General features: G+C 69.0%; 23 protein-coding genes. 18 read left to right on the top strand and 5 right to left on the bottom strand.

The features are described from left to right. Positions 1-59: 59 nt before the first annotated feature. From V5G24_RS00520 to V5G24_RS00510, 3 genes are all read right to left on the bottom strand, one after another. On the bottom strand, positions 60-1,556 hold the full coding sequence (locus V5G24_RS00520) for a tripartite tricarboxylate transporter permease (protein ID WP_394078520.1): 1,497 nt from the start codon (positions 1,554-1,556) through the stop codon (positions 60-62). Further along, positions 1,556-2,020, bottom strand: coding sequence for a tripartite tricarboxylate transporter TctB family protein (locus tag V5G24_RS00515; protein ID WP_394078518.1), 465 nt, complete (start codon positions 2,018-2,020; stop codon positions 1,556-1,558). Before V5G24_RS00515 ends, V5G24_RS00520 begins: the two co-directional genes overlap by 1 nt. A 276-nt stretch (positions 2,021-2,296) precedes the next feature. Continuing rightward, positions 2,297-3,265 (bottom strand): Bug family tripartite tricarboxylate transporter substrate binding protein, encoded by a 969-nt coding sequence (locus V5G24_RS00510; protein WP_394078516.1) that lies wholly within the window; start codon positions 3,263-3,265, stop codon positions 2,297-2,299. A gap of 460 nt (positions 3,266-3,725) precedes the next feature. Here V5G24_RS00510 and V5G24_RS00505 point away from each other — a divergent pair, with 460 nt between their 5' ends. The 13 genes from V5G24_RS00505 to V5G24_RS00445 all read left to right on the top strand — a co-directional run bounded on the left by V5G24_RS00505 (position 3,726) and on the right by V5G24_RS00445 (position 17,329). Continuing rightward, entirely contained in the window at positions 3,726-4,439 is a 714-nt protein-coding gene (locus tag V5G24_RS00505) for a Tim44/TimA family putative adaptor protein (protein ID WP_394078514.1), read from the top strand. A gap of 9 nt (positions 4,440-4,448) precedes the next feature. Then, positions 4,449-5,810: a murein transglycosylase A gene (gene mltA, locus V5G24_RS00500; protein ID WP_394078512.1), complete on the top strand. Its 1,362-nt coding sequence runs from the start codon at positions 4,449-4,451 to the stop codon at positions 5,808-5,810. Beyond that, the gene (locus tag V5G24_RS00495; RefSeq protein ID WP_394078510.1) at positions 5,807-6,448 is read left to right on the top strand and encodes a Smr/MutS family protein; all 642 of its coding nucleotides are present in this window, start codon (positions 5,807-5,809) and stop codon (positions 6,446-6,448) included. The genes mltA and V5G24_RS00495 overlap by 4 nt, the downstream gene beginning before the upstream one ends. 67 nt (positions 6,449-6,515) lie before the next feature. Further along, complete coding sequence (locus V5G24_RS00490; protein WP_394043958.1) at positions 6,516-6,881, top strand: helix-turn-helix domain-containing protein; 366 nt, start codon at positions 6,516-6,518, stop codon at positions 6,879-6,881. A gap of 155 nt (positions 6,882-7,036) precedes the next feature. Further along, positions 7,037-8,320 (top strand): imelysin family protein, encoded by a 1,284-nt coding sequence (locus tag V5G24_RS00485; RefSeq protein ID WP_394080289.1) that lies wholly within the window; start codon positions 7,037-7,039, stop codon positions 8,318-8,320. A 5-nt stretch (positions 8,321-8,325) separates the two neighbouring features. Next, the gene (locus V5G24_RS00480) at positions 8,326-9,765 is read left to right on the top strand and encodes a multicopper oxidase family protein (protein ID WP_394078508.1); all 1,440 of its coding nucleotides are present in this window, start codon (positions 8,326-8,328) and stop codon (positions 9,763-9,765) included. Further along, on the top strand, positions 9,765-10,988 hold the full coding sequence (locus V5G24_RS00475; RefSeq protein WP_394078506.1) for a di-heme oxidoredictase family protein: 1,224 nt from the start codon (positions 9,765-9,767) through the stop codon (positions 10,986-10,988). The genes V5G24_RS00480 and V5G24_RS00475 overlap by 1 nt, the downstream gene beginning before the upstream one ends. Positions 10,989-11,042: 54 nt before the next feature. Continuing rightward, positions 11,043-12,146, top strand: a complete 1,104-nt coding sequence (locus V5G24_RS00470; RefSeq protein ID WP_394078504.1) for an imelysin family protein — start codon at positions 11,043-11,045, stop codon at positions 12,144-12,146. Positions 12,147-12,149: 3 nt separating this feature from the next. Next, the gene (locus V5G24_RS00465) at positions 12,150-13,328 is read left to right on the top strand and encodes a DUF1513 domain-containing protein (protein WP_394078502.1); all 1,179 of its coding nucleotides are present in this window, start codon (positions 12,150-12,152) and stop codon (positions 13,326-13,328) included. 60 nt (positions 13,329-13,388) lie between these two features. Continuing rightward, on the top strand, positions 13,389-13,766 hold the full coding sequence (locus V5G24_RS00460) for a PRC-barrel domain-containing protein (protein WP_394078500.1): 378 nt from the start codon (positions 13,389-13,391) through the stop codon (positions 13,764-13,766). Between the two features lie 178 nt (positions 13,767-13,944). Continuing rightward, positions 13,945-14,310, top strand: a complete 366-nt coding sequence (locus tag V5G24_RS00455; protein ID WP_394078498.1) for a PRC-barrel domain-containing protein — start codon at positions 13,945-13,947, stop codon at positions 14,308-14,310. Positions 14,311-14,313: 3 nt separating this feature from the next. After that, a complete protein-coding gene (locus V5G24_RS00450; RefSeq protein WP_394078496.1) occupies positions 14,314-14,532 on the top strand; it encodes a hypothetical protein in 219 nt (72 codons plus the stop codon). Positions 14,533-14,647: 115 nt separating this feature from the next. Next, positions 14,648-17,329, top strand: a complete 2,682-nt coding sequence (locus tag V5G24_RS00445) for a TIGR02302 family protein (protein WP_394078494.1) — start codon at positions 14,648-14,650, stop codon at positions 17,327-17,329. A 219-nt stretch (positions 17,330-17,548) separates the two neighbouring features. On the opposite strand, the gene hpt is transcribed toward V5G24_RS00445, so the two are convergent. Beyond that, positions 17,549-18,085: a hypoxanthine phosphoribosyltransferase gene (gene hpt, locus V5G24_RS00440; protein WP_394078492.1), complete on the bottom strand. Its 537-nt coding sequence runs from the start codon at positions 18,083-18,085 to the stop codon at positions 17,549-17,551. Positions 18,086-18,237: 152 nt separating this feature from the next. Here hpt and ftsE point away from each other — a divergent pair, with 152 nt between their 5' ends. The 5 genes from ftsE to V5G24_RS00415 all read left to right on the top strand — a co-directional run bounded on the left by ftsE (position 18,238) and on the right by V5G24_RS00415 (position 21,949). Continuing rightward, on the top strand, positions 18,238-18,897 hold the full coding sequence (gene ftsE / locus V5G24_RS00435; protein WP_348844549.1) for a cell division ATP-binding protein FtsE: 660 nt from the start codon (positions 18,238-18,240) through the stop codon (positions 18,895-18,897). Further along, a complete protein-coding gene (locus V5G24_RS00430; RefSeq protein WP_509292276.1) occupies positions 18,890-19,852 on the top strand; it encodes a cell division protein FtsX in 963 nt (320 codons plus the stop codon). The genes ftsE and V5G24_RS00430 overlap by 8 nt, the downstream gene beginning before the upstream one ends. Positions 19,853-20,008: 156 nt before the next feature. After that, complete coding sequence (locus V5G24_RS00425) at positions 20,009-20,644, top strand: YdcF family protein (RefSeq protein WP_394078488.1); 636 nt, start codon at positions 20,009-20,011, stop codon at positions 20,642-20,644. Positions 20,645-20,684: 40 nt separating this feature from the next. Continuing rightward, positions 20,685-21,473: a lysophospholipid acyltransferase family protein gene (locus tag V5G24_RS00420; RefSeq protein ID WP_394078486.1), complete on the top strand. Its 789-nt coding sequence runs from the start codon at positions 20,685-20,687 to the stop codon at positions 21,471-21,473. 20 nt (positions 21,474-21,493) lie between these two features. Then, positions 21,494-21,949 (top strand): hypothetical protein, encoded by a 456-nt coding sequence (locus V5G24_RS00415; protein WP_509292275.1) that lies wholly within the window; start codon positions 21,494-21,496, stop codon positions 21,947-21,949. A gap of 71 nt (positions 21,950-22,020) precedes the next feature. Here the strand turns inward: V5G24_RS00415 and V5G24_RS00410 are convergent, their stop codons facing one another. After that, a complete protein-coding gene (locus V5G24_RS00410; RefSeq protein WP_394078482.1) occupies positions 22,021-22,575 on the bottom strand; it encodes a gamma-glutamylcyclotransferase in 555 nt (184 codons plus the stop codon). Positions 22,576-22,656: the final 81 nt, after the last annotated feature.

Raw genomic sequence — 22,656 nt, 5'->3', positions numbered from 1 at the left:
CAAGGCAAAAGACCGGAAAGGGCGGCCGCATAGCCGCCCTCTTGGCCGCAAGATGCCCCTCAGGCGGCGCGCGTCGCCCCAAACCGTCGGCGCAGCACGCCCCAGAGCGGCAGCAACAGCACCGCGAGGGTGACGATGCCCAGACCCGCCGAGATCGGCCGGTAGAAGAAGCCCAGCAGGTCGCCATCCGCTTTGATCATGGAGGTGACGAAGCTGTCCTCCAGCATCTTGCCGAGCACGATGCCGAGCACGCAAGGCGCGATCGGAACGTCGTGCTCCTCCATGAAGAAGCCGAGCACGCCGAACACCAGCATGAGGATGACGCCATAGATCGAATTGTTCACCGCGAACGCGCCGACCACGCAGAACAGCAGGATCACCGGCATCAGGATGCGGCGCGGCACCTTGAGCAGCGCCGTGCCCGCCTTCAACGCCGCGAGCCCGAGCGGGATCATGGCGAGATTGGCGATGATGAAGATGAAGAATACCGCATAGATGGATTCGGGATTGTTCAGGAACAGCGTCGGGCCGGGATTGAGCCCTTTCAGGTACAGCACGCCGATGACGATGGCGGTGATGCTGTCGCCGGGAATGCCGAACACCAGCGCCGGCACCCAGGCCCCGGCGAGCGCGGCATTGTTGGACGAGGTGCTCTCGATGATGCCTTCCACGTGCCCGGTGCCGAATTTCTCCGGGGTCTTGGAGAATTTCCGGCTCATGGCATAGGAGACCCAGGCCGCGATGTCCGCCCCCGCGCCGGGCAGGATGCCGATGGCCGTGCCGGTGATGTTGCCGCGTATCTGCTGCGGCCAGTATTTGACGATCAGCGAGCCCCACCCGCGCAGCGGATTGCCGAGCGAGGTCTGCTTCACCTCCCAGTCCTTGGCGCCGGAGGCCATGGCGCGGATCACCTCGGACACCGCGAACAGGCCGATCATGGCGGGGATGAAATCCACCCCGCTCAGGAGGTCGGTATTGCCGAGCGTGAAGCGCGGAATGCCAGCGGGATTGTCCAGCCCGATGCACGCCACGAACAGGCCGATGAACAGCGAGATCAGCCCCTTCACCGGCGAGCCGGAGCCGATGAAGATGGCGCAGGTGAGCCCGAGCAGCGCCAGCCAGAAATATTCAAACGAGGAAAAGCCCAGCGCCACCTCCGCCAGCAGCGGCGCGGAGACGATCAGCACCGCCGTGCCGAACAGGCCGCCAAGGGCGGAGAACAGCACGTTCGCGCCCAGCGCCACCTCCGCCTGTCCCTTGCGGGTCATGGCATAGCATTCGTCGGTATAGGCGGCGGAGGCCGGCGTTCCGGGCATGCGCATCAGCGTGCTTGGAATATCGCCGGCGAAGATCGCCATGGCGGAGCAGGAGATCATGGCGCCCACCGCCGAGATCGGATCCATGAAAAAGGTGATGGGCACCAGCAGCGCAATGGCCATGGTGGCGGTGAGGCCGGGAATGGCCCCCACCACCAGCCCGAAGGCCGCCGCGATGAAGATGGTAAGGATGACGTGCCAATGCAGCACGAGGCCGATGCCGGCTTCGATGGCGCCCATCACAGCATGCTCTCGATGAGGCCGCGCGGCAGCGGAACGCGCAGGCCGTGGGCGAAGGAATAATAGACGCACAACGTCGCGATCAGCGCCGCCGGCACAGCCGCCAGCGGCGGCACCTTCAGCATCAGGAACAGGGCCAGCAGCATCAGGGTGGCGGCGATGATGAAGCCGGTCAGCGGCGCCAGCACCATGTAGAGCACCACCGCCGCCAGCGCGCCGCCGGCACGCAGCAAAGCGGGCACCTCCCGCGCCCAGCCGAGCATGAGCGCGGGCCCCGCCCCGGCCCGCAGGCTCTGCGCCGCCAGCACGAGGCCGCACAGGAACAGGCCGCCGGATATGGCCATGGGAAAGACATCGGCGCCGAACTTCTGGCCCGGTATGGGCGGCAGGGTGGAGGCAGCGGCGGCAAGAGCCGCAGCCCCGATCATCACGGCGATGGCGAGGATCAAATCATTGACGCGCATGGTGCAGTCCTTGGGTGCGCATGAAACAATCGTTGGGATGATTCCCGCTCGCGGGGGCTCCCGGCACTCCGGCCCGGTCTCCGGAGGGCGGCGTTCGCGCTTCCCGGCGAGCCGGCGCCCCTCACCCGTCCGCTGCGCGGCCGACCTCTCCCCGCCGGGGAGAGGTGAATCGCGCATCCCCACCCCTACGCGCGGGAACCGCCCCCTCTCTCTCCGCCGGGGAGAGCCGGGGTGAGGGGGAGGAGAGAAAGGACCTCGCCGCTCAGGAACAGGACGCTATTTCGCGAGCCCGACCTCTTTCATCACCGCGCCCAGGGCGGTGTCGCTCTGCGCCATGAAGGTGCCGAACGCCGGCCCTTCCGCCCATTTTCCACCAAAGCCGCGATTGGTCAGGAATTCCTGGTATTCCTTGCTTTCGTAAGCCTTCTTCACCGATGCGATGAGCTTGTCGGAAACCTCCTTGGGCAGGCCCTTCGGCCCGGCGATGCCGCGCCAGGCGCCGATGGCCCAGTCGCTGCCGGTGGCTTCCTTCAGGGTCGGGATGTTGGGCATCAGCTTGGAGCGCTCCTTGCCCATGATGGCGAGGCTCTTGACCCGCCCGGCGTCGATCAGCGAGCGCGCCTCGGGCAGCGAACAGGTGACGATCTGCACGCCGCCGGCCATCAGGTCCTGCAATCCGGGGGCGGCGCCCGCGCTCGGCACCCACGGCACGCTCGCCGGGTCCACTTTCAGCGAGGAGAGCATGCCGGCCAGCGCGAGATGCCAGATGCCGCCCTGCCCGGTGCCGGAGGCCTTGAACTTGCCGGGGTTCTTCTTGACGTCGTCGATGACCTCCTGCGCGGTCTTGTAGGGTGCGTCGGCGCGCACCTGTAGGCCGGCGGCATCCTCGTTCACGAGGGCGATCGGGGTATAGGAGGAGGGGTCGAGCTTGGTGAGGCCGGCCCAGTGCATCATGGCGATTTCCACCGTCAGCAGGCCGATGGTGTAGCCGTCCGGCGCCGCGTCAGCGATCGCCTGATGGCCCACCACGCCCTGGCCGCCGGTGCGATTCACCACCGCCACCGGCTGGCCGAGGTCGCGTTCGATCAGCGATCCGATGATCCGCGCCACCGCATCCGTGCCGCCGCCGGCGCCCCAGGGCACGATCAGCGTGATGGGCCGGTCGGGATAGGCCGCCTTCGCGGCACCCAGCGGCAGCAATGCGGACATGGCGAGGCTGAGCCCGGCGACGAGCAATCGTTTCATGCGTTCCTCCCGTTGTGAGGCCCTTGCGGCCCCTTTGCCGCCTCCCCCGGCCTTGATTGGCGTGGCCTTTGGGTGGTGGCGGCAAATTCTTTTAATCGTTTGAAACAGCTTATGTGACCCATCGGCAGCGGTCAACGGAGCATGCGGCGCGGTGGCGCATGTGGCGTTCCTGCGGTCCCTGCCCTAAGGTTATTCGCGGTCCGCGCCGTTCCGGGGGGTGGCGGCGGCGCCCGGACCACGTACATATAGAAGAGGTCGGCTGATCGCCCGCGCGGGGTGGGCATGGGTCGATGAGGCGGGTTTCGGAATGCGGCCGGTTAGGATATCCATCTGAACCGAGGATCGGTCGTGTCCCAGGGGTGGGGTCGCTTGGCGTCCTTAGGGATGGCAAGGGGTCTCAAGCGGCGGCAACAGAGGCGGTGGCGGCTTGTCCGCGCGGCCGGAGGCATGGCGAAGCGCAGTGCTCGACATTTACACGATCATCTTCCTGGCCCTCGCGGTCTTCATCTTCTTTCGCCTGCGCTCGGTGCTCGGCCAGCGCACCGGCAAGGAGCGGCCGCCCTATGACCCCTATTCGCGCGATGCCACGCGCCCGCCACCGGCGCCAGCCGACAATGTGGTGACCTTGCCGGAGCGCAACGGCGACCTGCCCGCCCGCGCGCCGGTGAACGACGACGCCCCGCCCGGCTTCCGCTGGCAGGGCGTGACGAGCGAGGGTTCGCCGGTGGCCCAGGCGCTCGACCAGATCGTCGCCATCGAGCCGGATTTCGACGCGAAGCAATTCCTCTCCGGCGCCAAGGGCGCCTATGAATTGATCGTGCTCGCGTTCGCGAACGGCGACCGCCGCCAGCTGAAGGACCTGCTGGCCAAGGACGTTTATGACGGCTTCATCGCCGCCATCGCCGACCGCGAAAGCCGGGGCGAGACCATGGAATCGCGCTTCGTCTCCATCGAGACCGCCGATTTGCTGGACGCCAATGTGCGCGGCCGCACGGCCCAGGTCACGGTGCGCTTCGTCTCCAAGCTGATTTCGGTGACCCGCGCCAAGGATGGCTCGGTGGCGGACGGCAGCCCGGACAGCGTGTCCGACGTGACCGATGTGTGGACCTTCGCGCGCGACCTCGGCACCCGCGACCCCAATTGGAAGCTGGTCGCCACCGAAGCGGCGCAGTAAGGCCCACCCATGGCGCCCGCGCGCCCATCGTCCGCTCCGCCGCACCGCGCCTCCGCTCTCCCGAGCGGAGAGGCGCCGGGCGCGCCGGGATCGAGGGCGCGCCGCAATCCACAGCAAAATGCCGCGGCAGGCGCTTTTCTCTCCCGAAAGCGCGATGCGCTCTCAGGTCTCATCCTGGCGGCATGGCTCGGCGCCACGCCGGCGACGGCGAACAACCTCGCCGGACTGGTCGCGCCCGTTGCCCGTCCCGAAATCGCCGGCGCGCGGCTGGAGAGCGCGGCTTATGCCACCCTGCCCGGCTGGGCGCAGGACGACCAAAGCGCGGCTTTCTCCACCTTCCTCGCCAGCTGCGGCGCGCTGCGCGCCCGCCCGGCGGAGGTCGGCCCGCCGGACAATGCCGCGCTGGTGCCAGGGCTGCGCATCACCTGCGACAATGCCCGCCGCCTGGTGCGCACGCTCGCGCCCGAAACCGTCTCGGCGGGTGTGGCGCGGCTGTTCTTCGAAGCCAATTTCCGCCCCTATAGGATCGTGCCGGAAAAGAGCCCGCCCGGCTTTCTCACCGGCTATTACGAACCCGAGCTGGACGGCGCGCTCACCCCCACGGGCGATTTCAAGGTTCCGATCTACGGCCGACCGACCGACCTCATCCCCACCGGGCCGCAGGGCAGCAACAAAGGCGGCGCGGTGCGCCGCGCCGGCGATGTGTTCGTGCCCTATTACGACCGCGCGCAGATCGAGGACGGCGCGCTGGCAGGGCGCGGGCTGGAAATTGCGTATATCGCCCATCCCGTGGACCTGTTCTTCATGCAGATCCAAGGCTCGGCGCGCATCCGCCTGCCGGACGGCACAGCGCTGCGGCTCAATTACGATGGCCATAACGGCTATCCCTACACGCCCGTGGGGCGCCTGCTGATCCAGCGCGGGCTGGTGCCGCGCGAGGCCATGTCCATGGCCGCCATCCGCAGCTTCATCGAGCAGAACCCGCAGGCCGGTGCCGATTTGATGCGGGAAAACCGGTCGTTCGTCTTCTTCCGGGCGGTGCCGCTCGCCGCCGACGCGGGGGCGCTCGGCGCCCAGGGCGTGCCGCTGACGGCTGGCCGCTCCATCGCCATCGACCGCGCGCTGCATGCCTATGGCACGCCCATTTTCATCGACGCCGCCCTGCCGCTGGCGCGCGCGACCAGCGCTGATCCCTTCCGCCGGCTGATGATTGCGCAGGATACCGGCTCCGCCATCGTCGGGCCGGCGCGGGCGGATCTGTTCTTCGGCGCCGGGGAGCAGGCGGCGGCGGTGGCCGGGCGCATCCGCCATCCCGGCGCCTTCACCCTGCTGGTGCCGCGCCTCCAGCCAGTGCGGGCGAAAACGCCATGAGTCGGCGTGGCCGCAGGCGGCTGCTGAACGCGGAAGAGCGGGAGCTGTGGCAGCATGTGGTGCGCTCGGTCGCCCCGCTGCGCGCCGCCCCGCGTCCCCTCGCCCCGCCGCCCGCCCCGATCGCCGCGCCGGAGCCCCCCGCGAGCGAACCGGCGGCGCCAGTTCTCGAAACGCCCGCCACGAAAACACCCGCCACGAAGATGCGCATCCTCAAGCCCACCGGCAGCGCCGCCGCGCGCCGCGCGCTGGAGGCACCGGCCCCGCCGCCGCTCTCGGTGCTGGATCCCAAGGTGCGGCGCCGCCTGACGCGGGGCGGCGAAGTGGATGCGCGGCTCGACCTGCACGGCCTCACCCAGGCGGCGGCGCACCGGCAATTGCTGCTGTTCGTGGTGCAGGCGCAGGCTGCGGGCCATTCCCTGGTGCTGGTGATCACCGGCAAGGGCGATCCGGAAACCGTGTTCATGACCGGCACCCCGGAGCGCGGCGTGCTGCGCCGGGCGGTGCCGCAATGGCTGTCCGATGCGACCATGCGGCCCTATGTGGTGGGCTTCGAGAGCGCGGCGCGGCGCCATGGCGGCGACGGCGCGCTCTATATCCGCATCCGCCGGCGGCGCGGCGCGCGCGAGCCGCTGCCATGAATGCGCAGGGAAGCACCCGGGCAGCAAGCGGGCGGGCCAAAGGCCTGCGAGCTGGGAGCGTGCGCCCATAACCCCGTTCGGGCGCCGGGTGCGCGAATTGCGCGCCCGCAAGGGCGTGACACTCAGCGAAATGGCCCATGCCGTGGGCGTGACGCCGACCTATCTCTCGGCGCTCGAGAACGGCAAGCGCGGACGCCCCACTTGGCCGCTGGTGCAGCGGGTGATCGCCTATTTCAACGTGATCTGGGACGAGGCGGAGGACCTCCAGCGGCTGGCCGAGGTCTCCCATCCCCGCGTCACCGTGGACACCGCCGGACTGACGCCGGAGGCGACCGAACTCGCCAATCTGCTGGCCAAGGAAATCGCCGTCCTACCGCCGGAGGCCGTGGCCGAGCTGTTGGGGCGCCTGAAAATCCTGCGCCGCCGCGCCTGACGCCTTCCCTCGCGTCCGGGGCTCAGCCTTCAAGCATCCAGACTGTAGTCATTCCAATTTTCTACGCTCAACTTGCGGGATATCTCCCCCTCGGTTATGTCTGATGCGGGGTGGCCCGGCGATTTCTGCCTGGCGACGCGGGAGCATTTGCTGTGATACGCGCCAAGACTTTCATCTTTGCCTTAGGATGCGCGGCTCTGTCCGCAATTACTGTCGCAAAAGCGGATCCCGCGCCGGCGCCCAAGGTCAAAGACGTTCTCGTCACTTACGCCAATCTGGCCGAGGCCATGTATGGCGACAGCCTGAGCGCGGCGAAGACGCTGCAAGGCGCGGTGAACGCCTTCCTCGCCGCCCCAACCGACACGACGCTGGCCACCGCGCGCGACGCCTGGAAGGCCGCCCGCGTGCCCTACCAGCAGACCGAGGGCTTCCGCTTCGGGAATGCGGTGGTGGATGCCTGGGAAGGCAAGGTGAACGCCTGGCCCCTCGATGAGGGCCTGATCGACTATGTGGCGCCCTCCTATGGCGACACGTCGGACGAAAACCCGCTCTATAAGGCGAACATCATCGCAAATACTAAGATCCGGGTTGGCAAGAAGATGGTCGATACCTCGACCATCAATCCCAAGCTCATCGCCTCGCTGGCCGAGGCGGCGGGCGTGGAAGCCAATGTCACCACCGGCTATCACGCCATCGAATTCCTGCTGTGGGGCCAGGACCTCAACGGCACCAAGGCCGGCGCCGGCAATCGCCCGGCCACCGACTATGACCTGAAGGCCTGCACCAACGGCAATTGCGACCGCCGCGCGGCGTATCTCAAGGCTGCGACCGACCTGCTGGTCACCGATCTGCAGGAGATGGTTGCGGACTGGGGCGCCAAGGGCAAGGCGCGCGCCTTCGTGCTGAAGAAGTCCGACAAGGCCGGCCTCGGTGTCATCCTCACCGGCCTCGGCTCGCTCTCCTATGGCGAGCTGGCGGGCGAGCGCATGAAGCTCGGCCTGATCCTGCACGATCCCGAGGAGGAGCATGACTGCTTCTCCGACAACACCCACAATTCCCATTATTACGACGAGGTGGGGATGGCCGCGATCTATACCGGCCGCTACACCCGCCTCGACGGCAACGTGGTTCAGGGCCCCTCGGTGGCCGACCTCGTGGCCGCCAAGGACCCGAAGGTCGCCGAGGCGGTGAAGAGCCGCATGGACGCCGCGCTCGCCGCCCTGCGCGCGATCAAGGACACCGCCGACAGCGGCAAGGAATCCTATGACCAGATGATCGGCGAGGGGAATACCGAGGGCAATGCCCGCGTCCAGGCCGGCATCGACGCCCTGGTGGCCCAGACCCGCGCACTGGAACAGGCGGTCGCCGCCCTCGGCGTGAAGATCAAGGTGGAAGGCTCCCAGAGCCTCGACGCGCCGTCCAAGGTGAAAACCAACTGAGCGAAATGGTCACGCGGCGCACCCTTTTAACCGGCCTTGCGGCGGGCGCCCTCACCGGGTTCCTGCCGCAGCGCCTTGGGCAGGCCGCCGCGGCCACCGATCCGCGCGCGCCGATCCAGCCGCTCGCTTTGACGCCGCGCGTCAGCCCGCGCACCCTGCTCGGGCCGGGCACGCAGGCGCAGGATCTCTATCTCTTCAACGACACGATCTTCCCCATCGTGCGCGCCCGGCGCGGCACGCGGCTGAAGGTCGCCGTGGACAATCGCCTGCCGGTCGGCACCACCGTCCATTGGCACGGCATCCGCCTGCCGAACCCGCAGGACGGCGTGCCCGGCCTGACGCAGGAGCTGATCCCCGCGAACGGCGGGCAATTCACCTATGAAGTGCCGCTGCCGGACGCCGGCACCTATTTCTTCCATCCCCATTGCGACGAGACCGGACAGGTGGGGCGCGGCCTCGCCGGAGTGCTGATCGTGGAGGAAGAGGAGAAGCTCCCCTTCCAGGCCGAGCATGTGCTCGTCATCAAGGATTGGCGGCTGGCGCCGGACGGAAGCTTCCTGCCCTTCCTCACCGAGGATGGCGCCTCGAAGGCCGGCACCTTCGGCACGGTGCGCGGCGTCAACGGGGTCGGCCCGGCGCGGCTGTCGGCGCCCGCCCATGCGGACCTGCGCCTGCGCATCCTCAACCTGGATTCCACCCGCACCGTGCAGGTCGGCACCGCCGAGGCCGAGGGCTATATCATCGCCTATGACGGCCATGCCGTGCCGCCCGCGGATTTCGATACCTGCGACCTCGGCTCCTCCCAGCGCCTGGACCTGCACGTGCGCATGCCCGCCGAAGGGCAGAACGTCTCGATCTATGATTACCGCACCGGCGGCGAACCTTTCCTGCTGGCGCGCATCGCGGCGACCGCCTCGACTTTCCGCAAGCGCCCGTTCAAGCCCATCGCCCTGCCGCCGCCGAACGTGCCGAAGGCGGACCTGCGCAAGGCGGAGCGGCTCTCGCTCAGCCTCCAGCAGGCCACCGACGATGCCGCCAACGTGCTCGACGGCCTGCCGCCGGACGATCCGCTTGCCAAGGCGCTGGTGGATCAATATTGCACCGGCCCGCGCACCTTCTGGGCCATCAGCCAGAATTCCTGGCCCACCGGCGGCACCAAGCCCATGCCGGCGCCGCTCGCGCGACTGGTGGCCGGCCGCTCCTATGTGATCACCCTCACCAATCCCACCCAGCATCTGCATCCGGTGCACTTGCACGGCCATGTGTTCGACGTGATCTCGGCCAGCAAGTCCAAGCGGCCGCGCCATTATGCCGACACCGTGCTGCTGGCGGCGCGCGAAAGCGCCGAAATCGCCTTCGTCGCGGCGCCGGGAAACTGGGTGCTCCATTGCCACATCCTCGACCATATGGAGACGGGGATGATGGGCTATGTGAGCATCGCCTGATGGGCCGGGTGCCGGCTCGGCTCCTGGTCGCGGCCGCGCTCTGCCTGCTCGGCGCCGGGGCGAGCCTTGCCGACGGGCTCGACATCGCGGTGGGAAAAGCCGTGTTCGACCGGCCCTGGGTGCCGGCGCCCTCCTCCACGCGCGGAAACGACGGGCTTGGCCCGCTGTTCGATGCGAGATCCTGCAGTGCCTGCCATCCCAAGGACGGGCGCGGCACGGCGCGTCTCGACGCCGAGGGCACGCCGCTCGGCCATGGGCTGGTGGTGGCGCTCGCCCGGCCGGGCGGCGCGCCCGATCCCGTCTATGGCGCCCGGCTCCAGACTGAGGCCATCCAGGGGCTCGATGCCGAGGCGATCGTGCGAATCCGCGAAAGCCGCGACAGCACGGGCCGCACCACGCGCACGCCGGTGCTGAGCGCACTCGCCTACGGTCCGCTCGCGCCCGACACGGTGCCGCGCCTGCGCCTCGCGCCGGACCTGCGCGGACGCGGGTTGCTGGAACGGGTGCCGCAGGCCGCCATCCTGGCGCTGGAGGACCCGCAGGATCGCGACGGCGACGGCGTGCGCGGCCGCGCCCATCGCCTGGTCGGCGCCGATGGCCGCGAAACCCTCGGCCGGTTCGGCTGGAAGGCAGCCCAGCCCACGCTGTCCGGCCAGATCGCCGAGGCGTTCCACCTGGATCTTGGCCTCTCCACGCCGCTGCTGCCGGAGCCGTGGGGCGATTGCACGCTTGCCCAGACGCTCTGTCGCAATGCACCCCACGGCACGACGCAGGAGGGCGAGAGCGAGATTTCGCCCGCCTTGTTCAGCGCGCTCGTGGCCTATGTGGCGGATCTTCCCGTGCCCGACGCGCGCGCCGATGCCGCCGGCGCCCGCCTGTTCGCCGCCACCGGCTGCGCCGCCTGCCACCGCCCGCGCCTGCCGCTGGAAGGCGGCGGCACGGCGGCCCTGTTCACCGACGTGCTGCTGCACGACCTTGGCCCCGGCCTCGACGACGGGCTCGACACGCCCGCCGTCGCCGGCCGGGACTGGCGTACCGCGCCGCTGGCCGGGATTTCCCAGGCGCTGGCGCGTGGCACTGGCCTGCTGCACGACGGGCGCGCGGAAGACGTGAAGGCCGCGCTCGCCTGGCATGGCGGGGAGGCCGCAAGCGCTCTCGCGCGCTATGGCAAGCTGCCCGCCCGCGACCGCGATGCCCTGATCCGCTATGTTTCCGGTCTCTAAGCCCCGCTGATCCGGGACAAGACCCCCTCGCACGATGCTTCCCGGAGGTGCGCCATGCCCCGAATGTCCCAGCCGTCCCATCTTCGCGCGCTTGTATCCGGCGCGCTCGTGTCCGGCATGGTCGTGCTTGGCGTCGCGCTCGCCGCCAGCCTTCCCGCCCGCGCGGCGCCCAATGCGGTGCCGGTGATCGAAACCTGGCTGCTGCCGCGCTATGACGCGCTCGCCGCCTTAACCGCCCGGCAGGACGAGGATTGGCGCGCCTTCTGCGCCAAACCCACCGCCGAGGGCGTTGCGACGCTCACGCGCGATTTCCGCGCGGCCGGCGATGCCTGGGCGCAGGTGAGCTTCGTCACCTTCGGCCCGGTGATCCTGGCGCTGCGGGCGGACCGCTTCAACCTGTTCCCGGACAAGCGCAACGCGGTCTCCCGCTCGATCCCCGAACTGCTGGCCGACCCCGACGACGCCCGCCTCCAGGCGGACCGTTTCCCCCGTCTCAGCGCTGCCGTGCAGGGCCTGCCGGCGCTGGAGCGCGTGCTGTTCGAGCCCAATGCGGCGCAGGATCTGGTCAGCGGGCCGCAGGCCGCCCGGCGCTGCCAGCTCGGCGCGGCCATCGCGCTCAATCTCGCAACCATCGCCAAGGAGATCCGAACCGGTTGGGGCACCGAAACCGCCGGCCTGCTTGCGGAAGTGAAGAGCGGCACCGGCGACAAGGTGTTCCTGCCCGATCCCGCCCAGGTGCCGAGCCTGATCCTCACCGATCTCGCCGGCGCCTATCAGCGGGTGGTGGACCAGGGGCTCATCGCCGTGCTCGGCAAATCGCTGGAGGAGGCCAAGCCCCAGTCGGGCGAAGGCCGCCGCGCGGGCCGCGAGGCGGCCGTTCTCCAGCAGATGGTGACGAGCGCCAATGCGCTCGGCACCCAGCTCGCCGCCGACCTTCCGGAGCCGGCGAAAGGCCAGGTGCTCGCCCGCTTCGCCGCCGCGCAGAAGGCGGTGGATGGCCTGCCCGCCGACCTCGGCGCCGCCGCCGCCGATCCGAAGCGCCGCAAGCTGTTGGAAAACGCGGTCACCGAGGTGAAGGCGGCGCAAAAGGCGGTGGTGGACCCGCTTGCGGCGAAGCTCGGCGTGCCGCTCGGTTTCAATGCGCTGGACGGGGATTGAGCCATGATCTCCCGCCGTACTCTGCTGCTGGGCGCCGGCGCCCTCGCCGCCGCCTCCCGCCTGGATCTCGCCCGCGCGCATGAAATCTCCCATGCGCAGGCGCTTTCCCCGGCGCAGGAGCGCACACTCGCCGCATCGCTCGCCCAAGGATCGCTCGCCCAAGGATCGCTCGCCCAAGGATCGCTCGCCGAGGGGTGGCTCGCCACCGGGCAAGTGGAAGGCGGCTTCGCGCCGCTCGCCCTCGACAGCGGCTTCGAGGCCGATCCGCTCGCCCTCAGCCCCACCCGCCTGCATGCCATCGAGCCCGCCGCCCATGGACCGCTCGCGGTGGCCGTGGGCCGCCGACCGGGCAAGGTGGCTCTGGTGCTCGACCGCGCCGCCGGCAAGGAAGTGGCGCGCTTCGCCCCCGGCGGGGAGCGCGTATTCTCCGGCCACGGCCGCTTCACGCCCGATGGCACGGGCTTCCTCACCGTGGAGATCGACCCCGCGAGCGATAAGGGCACGCTGGCCCTGCGCAGCCTCGCGGGGCGCTTCGAGATCATCGCCGAATGGCCGACGCGCGGCCCCGGTCCGCACGACATGCTGCACATGGGCGACAGCCTGATCATTGCCAATGGCGGCGTCGAACCCGGCACGCCCGCCGCCGTGGGCTGCGAGGAGACCGGCGCCAATCTCGCCATCCTCGGCCCCGACGGCAGTGCGCGCGCCGTGTTCGCGCCCGGCGGCGATCTCGCCACGCTCTCCCTGCGCCATCTGGCGCGGGATGGGGCGGGGGCCGTGATCGCGGCGCAGGAAATCTCGCTCGTGCCGTCCAGCAAACCCCTGCTATTCGCCATCGACGAAACGCGCGGCCTCACCGCCTATGAGGCCCCGGACGAAGCCTGGATAGGCCTGCGTGGCTATATCGGCTCGGTGGCGCTCGACGCCTCGGGGCGGATCGCGGCGGCGGCGAGCCCGCGTGGCGGGCGGGTGGCATTCTGGGAGCGCACCGGGCGCTATCTCGGCTTCGTGCCGTTCCCGGACGGCTGCGGCCTTGCGCCCACCGCCGAGGCCGGGCGCTTCCTTGCCACCAGCGGCTATGGCGAGGTGATTTTGATCGCGGTGGAGGATCGCGAACCGCGCATCCTCGCCCGCCATACCGGCGGCCCGCGCTTCGACAACCACGTGTCGCGCATCGCATGAGCGGAACCGCGCCGCCGGCTGCGGTGTTCCTTGGGGAAGATATCCGCAAAGGAGAACCCCATGGATACCCGCCAGGTGCCCGTTGAAGAAACCACGTCGCTGATCTCCACCAGCAAGGTGAGCGGCACCGACGTCTACAATACCGAAGGCGAGCACATCGGCTTCATCAGCGATGTAATGCTCGACAAGCGCTCGGGCCGGGTGGCCTATGCGGTGCTCACCTTCGGCGCCGTGCTGGGCCTGGGCGGTGATCATCACGCCCTGCCCTGGGCCGCGCTGAAATACGACACCCGGCAAGGCGGTTACGTGACCGGCGTGACCATCGACCAATTGAAGGACGCCCCGGCCTGGCCCGACGAACAGGATTTCGATAATCGCCGCGCCGCCGAACAGCGGTTGCACGGCCATTACGGCCTGCAAGGCTATTGGGTCGCCTGAGCGCGCCCAGCTGAGCACTCCCCGCAGAGTGCCCGGCCATTCGCGTTGAAGAGAAGAGCCCGGCGCCCCGCGCCGGGTTTTTCTTAGGTGCGGCCCCAATCCATCACAGGCACCGCAGCGGAACATTGAGGGGCGCGGGACGTTTCATAAAGGAGAAATGCCTTCAAGGAGGTCTATCATGGACATTCGCGATGAAACCACGTCCCTGATTGCCGGCGACAAGGTCTCTGGCACCGCCGTCTACAATCCGGCCGGCGAACATCTCGGCGCGATTCACGATCTGATGCTCGACAAGCGCTCGGGCCAGGTGGCCTATGCGGTGATGTCGTTCGGTGGCTTCCTGGGGATCGGCGAGAAATACCATCCGCTGCCGTGGTCGACGCTGGATTACGATCCCGCGCAGGGCGGCTATGTGGTGAGCCTCACGCGCGCGCAGATGGAAGGCGCCCCGACCTATGGCGTCGAGGACCAGCCGACCTGGGACCGCGACTATGAAACCCGCGTGCACGATTATTATCGCGCGCCTTATTATTGGGGGATGTGAGCCATGCACCCCCGCCCTGTGCAGCCGCCGGCCGGCAGCCTCGCCTTTTCCCATCCCCGCTTTCGCCAGGCGCCGCAAGCGCATGCCGGCTGGTGGGTGGTCTCCGCCGAAGGCGCGCCGCTAGAAGGCCCGTTCCTCAGCCGGGCGCAGGCGGTGCGCCACATCGCCGCCGCCGAGCGCGCGGCGTTGCGCCAGGCGCCACCAGAGCGCTGGGGACTCTGACCCGACCGCGACGCACCCTCTGAACGAGACGTGAGCGCCCACCGCAGCGCACACGCTGGCCAGGACCGACAGCCGTGCTAAGCTCTTTCCTTTGGGGCTGGTGTTCGGAGGTCGCGTGAGCGGGACACCGGAAGTGAAGAAGCCGCGCGGACCCGCGCGAGCCGAGGCGGACGGCAACGCGACGGCGTTTCTTGATCGCGCGGTGCTGCGCGCCCGCAGGGTGCTGGCGTGGGAGCGGGCATGGCCCGTGATCGCGACTGCCCTGGTGGTGCTCGCGGCGTTCCTCGCCGTATCCTGGACCGGGCTGTGGCTGTGGATGCCGCCGCTCGCGCGCATGATCGGCGTGGCGCTGTTCTCCCTTGCCTTGCTGGGCAGCCTCTTTCCCCTCATCCACATGCGCTGGCCTCGCCGGGAGGAGGCGCTTTCGCGCCTCGACCGCGAGAGCCATCTCGCCCATCGTCCGGCGACCGCGATTTCCGATGCTCTCGCGACCCGCGCCGACGATCCCGTCAGCGCCGCGCTGTGGCGCGCCCACGTGGCGAAGACGCTGGCGGCGGCGCGCAATCTAAAGGCTGGCCTGCCCGCGCCGGGGCTTGCCGCGCGCGATCCCCGCGCCTTCCGTGCCCTCGCCGTGCTGGCGCTGTTCGCCACCTTCTTCCTGGCCGGCGGCGAGCGCTGGAGCCGTATCGAGAGCGCGTTCGACTGGTCCGGCGCCGTCATCCGCACGCCTTATCGCCTGGATGCCTGGGTGGACCCGCCGGCCTATACCGGCCGTCCGCCGGTGGTGCTGCCGGGCCTGCGTTCGGATGATCCCACCACCCTGCAGGCCACCGCCCTGTCGGTGCCCGCCGGCAGCGTGCTGGTGGTGCGCGCCGTGGGGCTCGACGCCTCGGCGCTCAAGATCGAAGGCGGGATCGCCGAACTGAAACCGCAGGAGGATGCCTCCCAGAACCCGCCGGAGACTCCCTCCCCGGCCGCCACACCGGCGCTAGAACGGCGGTTCGAGATCAGCCAGGCCGGCACGATCTCGCTGGCCGGGCCGGACCGGCGCAGCGTAACGTGGAAGTTCTCGGCGGTGCCGGACACCAAGCCGACCATCGCCTTCGCCAAGGAGCCCCAAGGCGGCCAGCGCAACCAGCTCGTGCTCGCCTATCGGGTCGAGGATGATTACGGCGCGAAGTCCGCGCGCGCCGTGTTCCAGGCCGCACCGCCGCCCCCGCCTTTCTTCCCGCGTCCCGGCGCGCCCGCCCCGGTGGCCGCAAAGCCGCTGGTGGAGGCGCCCGATTTCGACCTCGCCTTGCCCGGCGCCGGCAGCAAGACCGGCGCGGCCCAGACCCAGAAGGACCTGGTCGCCCATCCCTGGGCCGGCGCCTTGGTGCACCTGACGCTGAAGGTGGAGGACGAGGCCGGCAATACGGGCGAGAGCGAGACCAAGACCTTCCGCCTGCCCGCCCGCACCTTCACCAAGCCGCTCGCCCGCGCCCTGATCGAGGAACGCCAGCTGCTCGCGCTGGATGCCGGTGCGAGCCGGCAGGTGCAGGATGTGCTGTCCGCCCTGGCGCTCGCGCCGGACCAGTTCGGCATCCCGCCGGGGCAGTATCTCGGCCTGCGCAGCGCCTATTGGCGCCTGCACAATGCCCGCAACGACGACGATTTGCGCGGCGTGGTGGATTATCTGTGGGACATGGCGCTTGCCATCGAGGACGGCGATCTGAGCGCCGCCCAGAAGGAATTGCGCGCCGCCCAGCAGGCCCTGCGCGATGCCCTGGAGCGCGGCGCCAGCGATGAGGAAATCAAGCGCCTCACGCAGGATCTGCGCGCCGCCATGGAAAAGATGATGCGCCAGCTCGCCGAGGAGGCGCAGCGCAACGGCAATGCCGACGCCCGCCCGCTCGACCAGAACAGCCGCGTCATCCGCCCGCAGGACCTCCAGCGCATGCTGGACCGCATCGAGAATCTCGCCCGCAGCGGCGCCAAGGATGCCGCCAAGCAGCTTCTCGATGAGCTCCAGGCCATGATGGACAATCTCAAGCCGGGCAATCGCCAGGCCGGCCAACAGGGGCAGCAGGGGCAGAGCGAGCTGGGCAATATGATCCAGGAGCAGCAGCGCCTGCGCGACCGCACCTACAAGCAGCGCCAGCAGCAGGGACAGGGTCAGCAGGGACAGGACGGCGAACAGGGGCAGGAGGGCGAGAATGGCGCCTTCGGTCCGCTCCAGGAAGGCCAGGAGGGCCTGCGCCGCCGCCTCGGTGAGATGCTCGACGAAATGCGCCGCATGGAACAGCAGCAGCGCGGCCAAGGTCAGGGACAAGGCCAGGATCAGGCCGAAGGTCAGGGCCAGGGCCAGGGTCAGGCGGGCGAGGGCCAAGGCGGAGAGGGCCAGGGCGGCGAGAGTGCCACCGGCCGCGCGGGCCGCGCCTTCGGCCGCGCCGAACAGGCCATGCGCGATGCCGAGCGCGCGCTCGGTGAGGGCAATGCCCAGGGCGCGCTGGATTCCCAGGGCCGCGCGCTCCAGGCCCTGCGCCAGGGCGCCCAGGCGATGGCGGAAGGCCAGCAGTCCAATCCCAACGGCCAGGGTCCCGGCGGTCCGTCGGGCCAAGGTGCCCAGCGCACCGACCCCATGGGCCGCCCCCTGCGCAGCCAGGATTATGGCGACGATTATACCGTCAAGGTGCCCGAGGAGGTGGACGTCCAGCGCGCCCGCCAGGTGCTGGAGGAATTGCGCCGCCGCCTGGAGCAGACCAACCGGCCCCAGCTCGAACTCGATTATATCGAGCGCCTGCTGGAGAATTTCTGACCCGCCCTCCCGTTCGGCCCCGGCCGGACGTCGCGGGCTGAAGCCGCGCCTGCCGTGGCCCCCGCCGCGCCGGGCCCGATAGCCGCCTTCCAGCATGCGGGCGAAGACTTCACGCAGCTTAATCCGTGCGCGCGATCCGGCTCCAGGCTTGGCAGTGCCCCGCGCGCGCGGGATCGCGCTTCTGGACCGCCTCGCGAGGGTCGGACGAGGCGGACGCCATCATTCCAGCCCCTCGATATGGCCGATGAACGGCAATTGGCGGAACGCGTGGGCGACATCCATGCCGTAGCCGACCACGAACAGATCCGGGCACTCGAAGCCGACGAGGTCCGCCTCGATCTGCACCGCCCTTTTGCCGGGCTTTTCCAGCAGCACGCACACCAGCACCCGCCGGGCGCCGCGCGCGGCCAGCAGATCCTTGGCGAACGCGAGCGTGCGGCCGGATTCGAGAATATCGTCCACCAGCAGCACGTCACGGTCGCGCACGTCGCTTTCCACGTCGCGCAAAATCTGCACCTGGCCGGAGGAGACGGTCGCCTCGCGGTAGGAGGACAGGTGCACGAATTCCATTTCCGGCGTCAGGCCGGAGCCATGCAACGCCCGCATCAGGTCCGCCGCGAACATGAACGAACCCTTCAGCACCGCGACCACCAGGAGCTTTTCCGGCTCCAGGGCAGCGATTTCGGACGCCAGTTCGCGATTGCGGGCGGCGATGCGGTTCTCATCGAACAGAACTTTAACCGTAGGGAGCGACATGGTTCCTCTCATTTCGTGCGAGCATGGACCGGGCGCGGCCAAGCGTCCAGACTCGGCCTGCAAGCGCCGGATGCGAGGGCCTTTCGCCTCGCGCTCCGGCACGGTCTATGGTTGGCGGGCGCAAGACGTCCGATTCGCTTAAGGTGGGGGCTTTGGTCCGCTTCGAGAATGTCGGCCTGAGATACGGCATGGGTCCCGAGGTGCTGAAGGACGTGACCTTCGGCATCGAGCCCAATTCGTTCCAGTTCCTCACCGGGCCGTCGGGCGCCGGCAAGACCACTTTGATGCGCCTGCTGTTCCTCTCGCTCAAGCCGACGCGGGGGCTCATCACCCTGTTCGGCCGCGACGTCTCCTCGCTCGATCCCGACGAAGTGGCGGTGCTGCGCCGGCGCATCGGCATCGTGTTCCAGGATTTCCGCCTGCTGGACCATCTCACCACCTATGAGAATGTCGCCCTGCCGCTGCGCGTGCTCGGCAAGGAGGAAACCAGCTACCGCGCCGAAGTGACGGAATTGATGCACTGGGTCGGCCTCGGCGACCGTATGAACGTGCTGCCCCCCGTGCTCTCGGGCGGCGAGAAGCAGCGCGCCGCCATCGCCCGCGCGCTGATCGGCCGACCGGAATTCCTGCTGGCAGACGAACCGACCGGCAACGTCGACCCCACTTTGGCGCGCAGGCTGCTGCGCCTGTTCGTGGAATTGAACAAATCCGGCACCTCGGTGCTGCTGGCCACCCACGACATCGCGCTCATGGACCAGTTCGACGCGCGGCGCCTCGTGATCGCGGACGGGCGGCTCTATGTCTATGAATAGCCTCCCAACCGCCGGACCGGAGACGAAAGCCCCGCCCGCGCCGCCGCGCAAGAAGGCGAGCCGCAAGGCCCAGGGCTCCATCGTGCCGCGCGCCACCGTCGCGGGCCGGGCGCTGGTGGCCGTGGTGGCGATCATGACCTTCCTCGCCAGCCTCACCCTCGGCACCGTCCTGGCGGTGCGGGCGACCGCCGACATGTGGCGCTCCGACGTGGCGCGCGAAGTGACGATCCAGATCCGCGCCGGCGATCCGGCGGCGGTGGATGCCCAGGTGAAAGCCGCCACCGACATCGCCCAGGCCACCCCCGGCATCGCCGAAGTCCATGTGCTGAGCCAGGACGAGACCGGGCGGCTGCTGGAGCCCTGGCTCGGGACCGGGCTCGATTTTTCCGATCTGCCGGTGCCGCGCATCATCGTGCTGCGGCTCGATCCGAGCCAGACCCCGGACCTTGCGCGCCTGCGCCGCACGCTCACGGACAAGATCCCCACCGCGAGCCTTGATGATCACCGCTCCTGGTCGCGGCGGCTCGGCTCCATGGCAGAAGGCGTGATGGCAACCGGCATCGGACTTTTGGTGCTGGTGGCCATCGCCACCGTGCTGTCGGTGGTGTTCGCCACCCGGGCGGCGGTCGCGACCAACCGCACGATCGTGGAGGTGCTGCATTTCGTCGGCGCCCGCGACGGCTTCATCGCCGCCCAGTTCCAGCGCCATTTCCTGAAGATCGGCGCGCAGGGCGGGCTGCTCGGCGGGCTGTCCGCCTGCGCCATATTCCTGGCCATCGCCAGCCTGCCGCGCCTCGGCTTCGGCGGCGATCCGGAAAACCCCTCAATCCTGACCTGGCTGTATCCCGGCCTGCTGGGTTTCGCCGGCATCGCGGTGCTGGTGCTGCTGGTGGCCGGCGTCACGGCGCTGACCTCGCGCATGACCGTTTACCGGACGTTGAGGACGATCCAGTGAGGCGGCTTAAAATTTCTCCTCGCCCCTGCCTTATTCCATCGACATGCTGCACCCATGATGGCTTCTGAAGCAGCGCCAGGATCCAGCACCGAGAAGGGATCCAGCACCGAGAAGGCCCCGGTTTCGCACGCGCGACGGCGGCGGTCGCGGCGGCGCATGGCGGCGCTCGCGGTCGGGCTCCTGATCGGCAGCGCAACCTTGGCGCTGGCGGGCGGCTTCTTTCTGTTCACCGCCCGCATCGCCGGCCGCGAGCCCGTGGCGCTGAAGCCGGTGGACGCCATCGTGGTGCTGACCGGCGGCCAGTCGCGCGTGTCGGATGGCGTGCAATTGCTGGCCGAGGGGCATGGCAAGCGGCTGCTGATCACGGGCGTCAACCGCAGCACCTCTCCCGGCGAGCTGCGCCGCGCCCTGCCGGTGAGCGAAGCGCTGCTCGATTGCTGCGTCGATCTCGGCCACAAGGCCCTGAACACCTGGGGCAATGCCATCGAGGCGGCGGAATGGGCACGCGCGAAGCGGTTCCGCTCGCTTATGGTGGTCACCTCCACCTGGCACATGCCGCGCGCTTTGTTCGAACTCGGCCGTGCCCTGCCCGATGTGGAGCTGGTGGCCTATCCCGTCGTGAGCGACCGCATGAGCGAACGGGGATGGTGGAGCGATCCGCAGATGGTGAAGCTCCTCGTGAAGGAATATTTGAAGTACATGATGGCGCAGGCCAAGATCCGCCCGGCCCAGGCGGTTGCGCCACTCGATTCACCGCCGCCCGCGCCCGCGCAGGTTTCGGCCAATCGCTGATCCGCCGAAAGGCACGCACGACGGGGCCAGGGGACGAAGCGTGATTGTTCTGCGGTCGATTATGTTCCAAGTGCTGTTCTACAGCACGACAATTCTCGTCATGCTCCTGCTGCTGCCGCTGATGGCCATTCTCCCCCGGCGCACGCTGTGGGACCGGTTCATCATGCTGTGGGTACGCCTCGTCATGCTGGAGCTGCGCGTCGTCGTCGGCATGAAGGTGGAGATCACGGGCCGGGAGAATATTCCCGAAGGCCCGCTTCTGGTGGTCGCCAAGCACCAGTCGGCGTGGGAGACCATCGCGCTGCTGCCCTTGTTCGCCGATCCGGTGTTCATCCTGAAACGCGAACTGATGTCGATGCCGCTGTTCGGCTGGTTCCTCGCCAAGGCCGAGATGGTCCCGATCGATCGCAGCGCGGGATCCTCGGCGCTGCGGGGCATGACCGACGCGGCGATGGAAAAGATCGCCGAGGGCCGCCAGATCCTGATTTTCCCCGAAGGCACGCGCCGCCCGCCCGGCGCGCCGCCGGCCTATAAGTTCGGCGTCGCACACCTCTACACCACCCTGAAGGCGCCCTGCCTGCCGATCGCGCTCAATTCCGGCCTGTTCTGGCCGCGCAACCAGTTGATCCGCCGCCCGGGCACGGTGCGGGTGGAGATCATGCCAGTTATCCCCATCGGATTGCCGCGCGGGGTGTTCCTGAGGCGCATGCAGGACACCATCGAAACCGCGTCCGACCGCCTGCTTGAAGAGGGATTGCAGGAGCTTGGCCCGAACGCACCGACAATCGACCGCAGCGCGGCCGCCGCCGGGGACGATTTATCCCCATAATTCGGCCCTGTGGAAAACTCTTGATCGCGGATTCGCGCCGTTCTAGTTTCGTTCTCATGAACGCGACTGATTCGCTCCTTATCCCCTTGTTCGATGCCGGCCGGCTCTCCGGGCTGACCGGTGGTCCTTTGGGCCCGCGCTATCGATTCTGGCGCGACGCGGACGGGCAACGCCACATCTTCTCCATCTACGACGCCGATGCGGTGCCGGACTATCCGGACGCGCTCGCCATCGTCGCACGGCGCACGCCGGCGGGTCCCATCGCCATGTGGGCGGGCCCGGCCGGAGAGCCGGCGCGGCGGGCCGCCCGGCGCATGAAGGCGGAGGAAGTGCACGTGCACGTCTTCGGCGAAGAGGTGCCGGAAACCCTGGCGCGCTTCCTGCGGCCCCATCAGGCCGCACAGGAATGCCTTGCCTTGCCCCCGCCCGCCTCGATGGCGCCCGTATTCGCGAATCAGAGCCGCCAGGCGGCCTGAACGGCGCGGAGCGCCTTTGGAGGGTGAACGGCGCGGAGCGCCCATGGCGCGTGAACGGCGCAGAGCGCCGTTCAGTCCCGGCCCGCATTCAGCCCGCGAGCGATCCAGGCCAAGCCCGAATCGGCGATGCCCATCGCCTCCAGCGCATGGACGGTGAAGAGCACGTAATCGCGGTTCGGACCGGATTTTCCATGCGCGCGCCGCACCAGGTGAAGCTGGTCTTCCAGATCCAGCCGCCGCGCATATTGCGCATGCCCGCGATCTACCAGATAGGCGATTGCCGCCACATCCCGCCGCGCGCCCTCCAGGATCTGCACCCGCCGCACGCGCTCGCGATAAACGCCTGAAATCTGCTCGCGCGCTGTGAGATAGGCATGGGTCTGCGCCCAGTCCTCAGGGGCGATGCGATAGGCGATGCCCCGGCAGGATCCGCCGAGATCCAGCCCTAGCACCAGGCCCGGCTGTTCCGGCGTGCCGCGATGATGGAAGGAATAGACGCAGAGCGCCCGGTGCGCACCGAGCAGCCGCGCTTCCGCCTTCTCCGCGAATGCGAAGCCGGGATTCCACATCAGCGAGCCATAGGCGAACACCCAATGGTCGTGGGGCGTTTGTGTAGGGGAGATCATCGCGGCGCCGGCCGGCATTGACACGGAACGTTCATCGTCGCCTAACAGCGTCTTTCACCGTCTGCAAGGGCCCCCCGCGCC

Source organism: Roseixanthobacter finlandensis (assembly GCF_043195105.2).
Taxonomy (GTDB): domain Bacteria; phylum Pseudomonadota; class Alphaproteobacteria; order Rhizobiales; family Xanthobacteraceae; genus NCEH01.
This window is presented reverse-complemented; position numbering and strand designations above follow the sequence as displayed.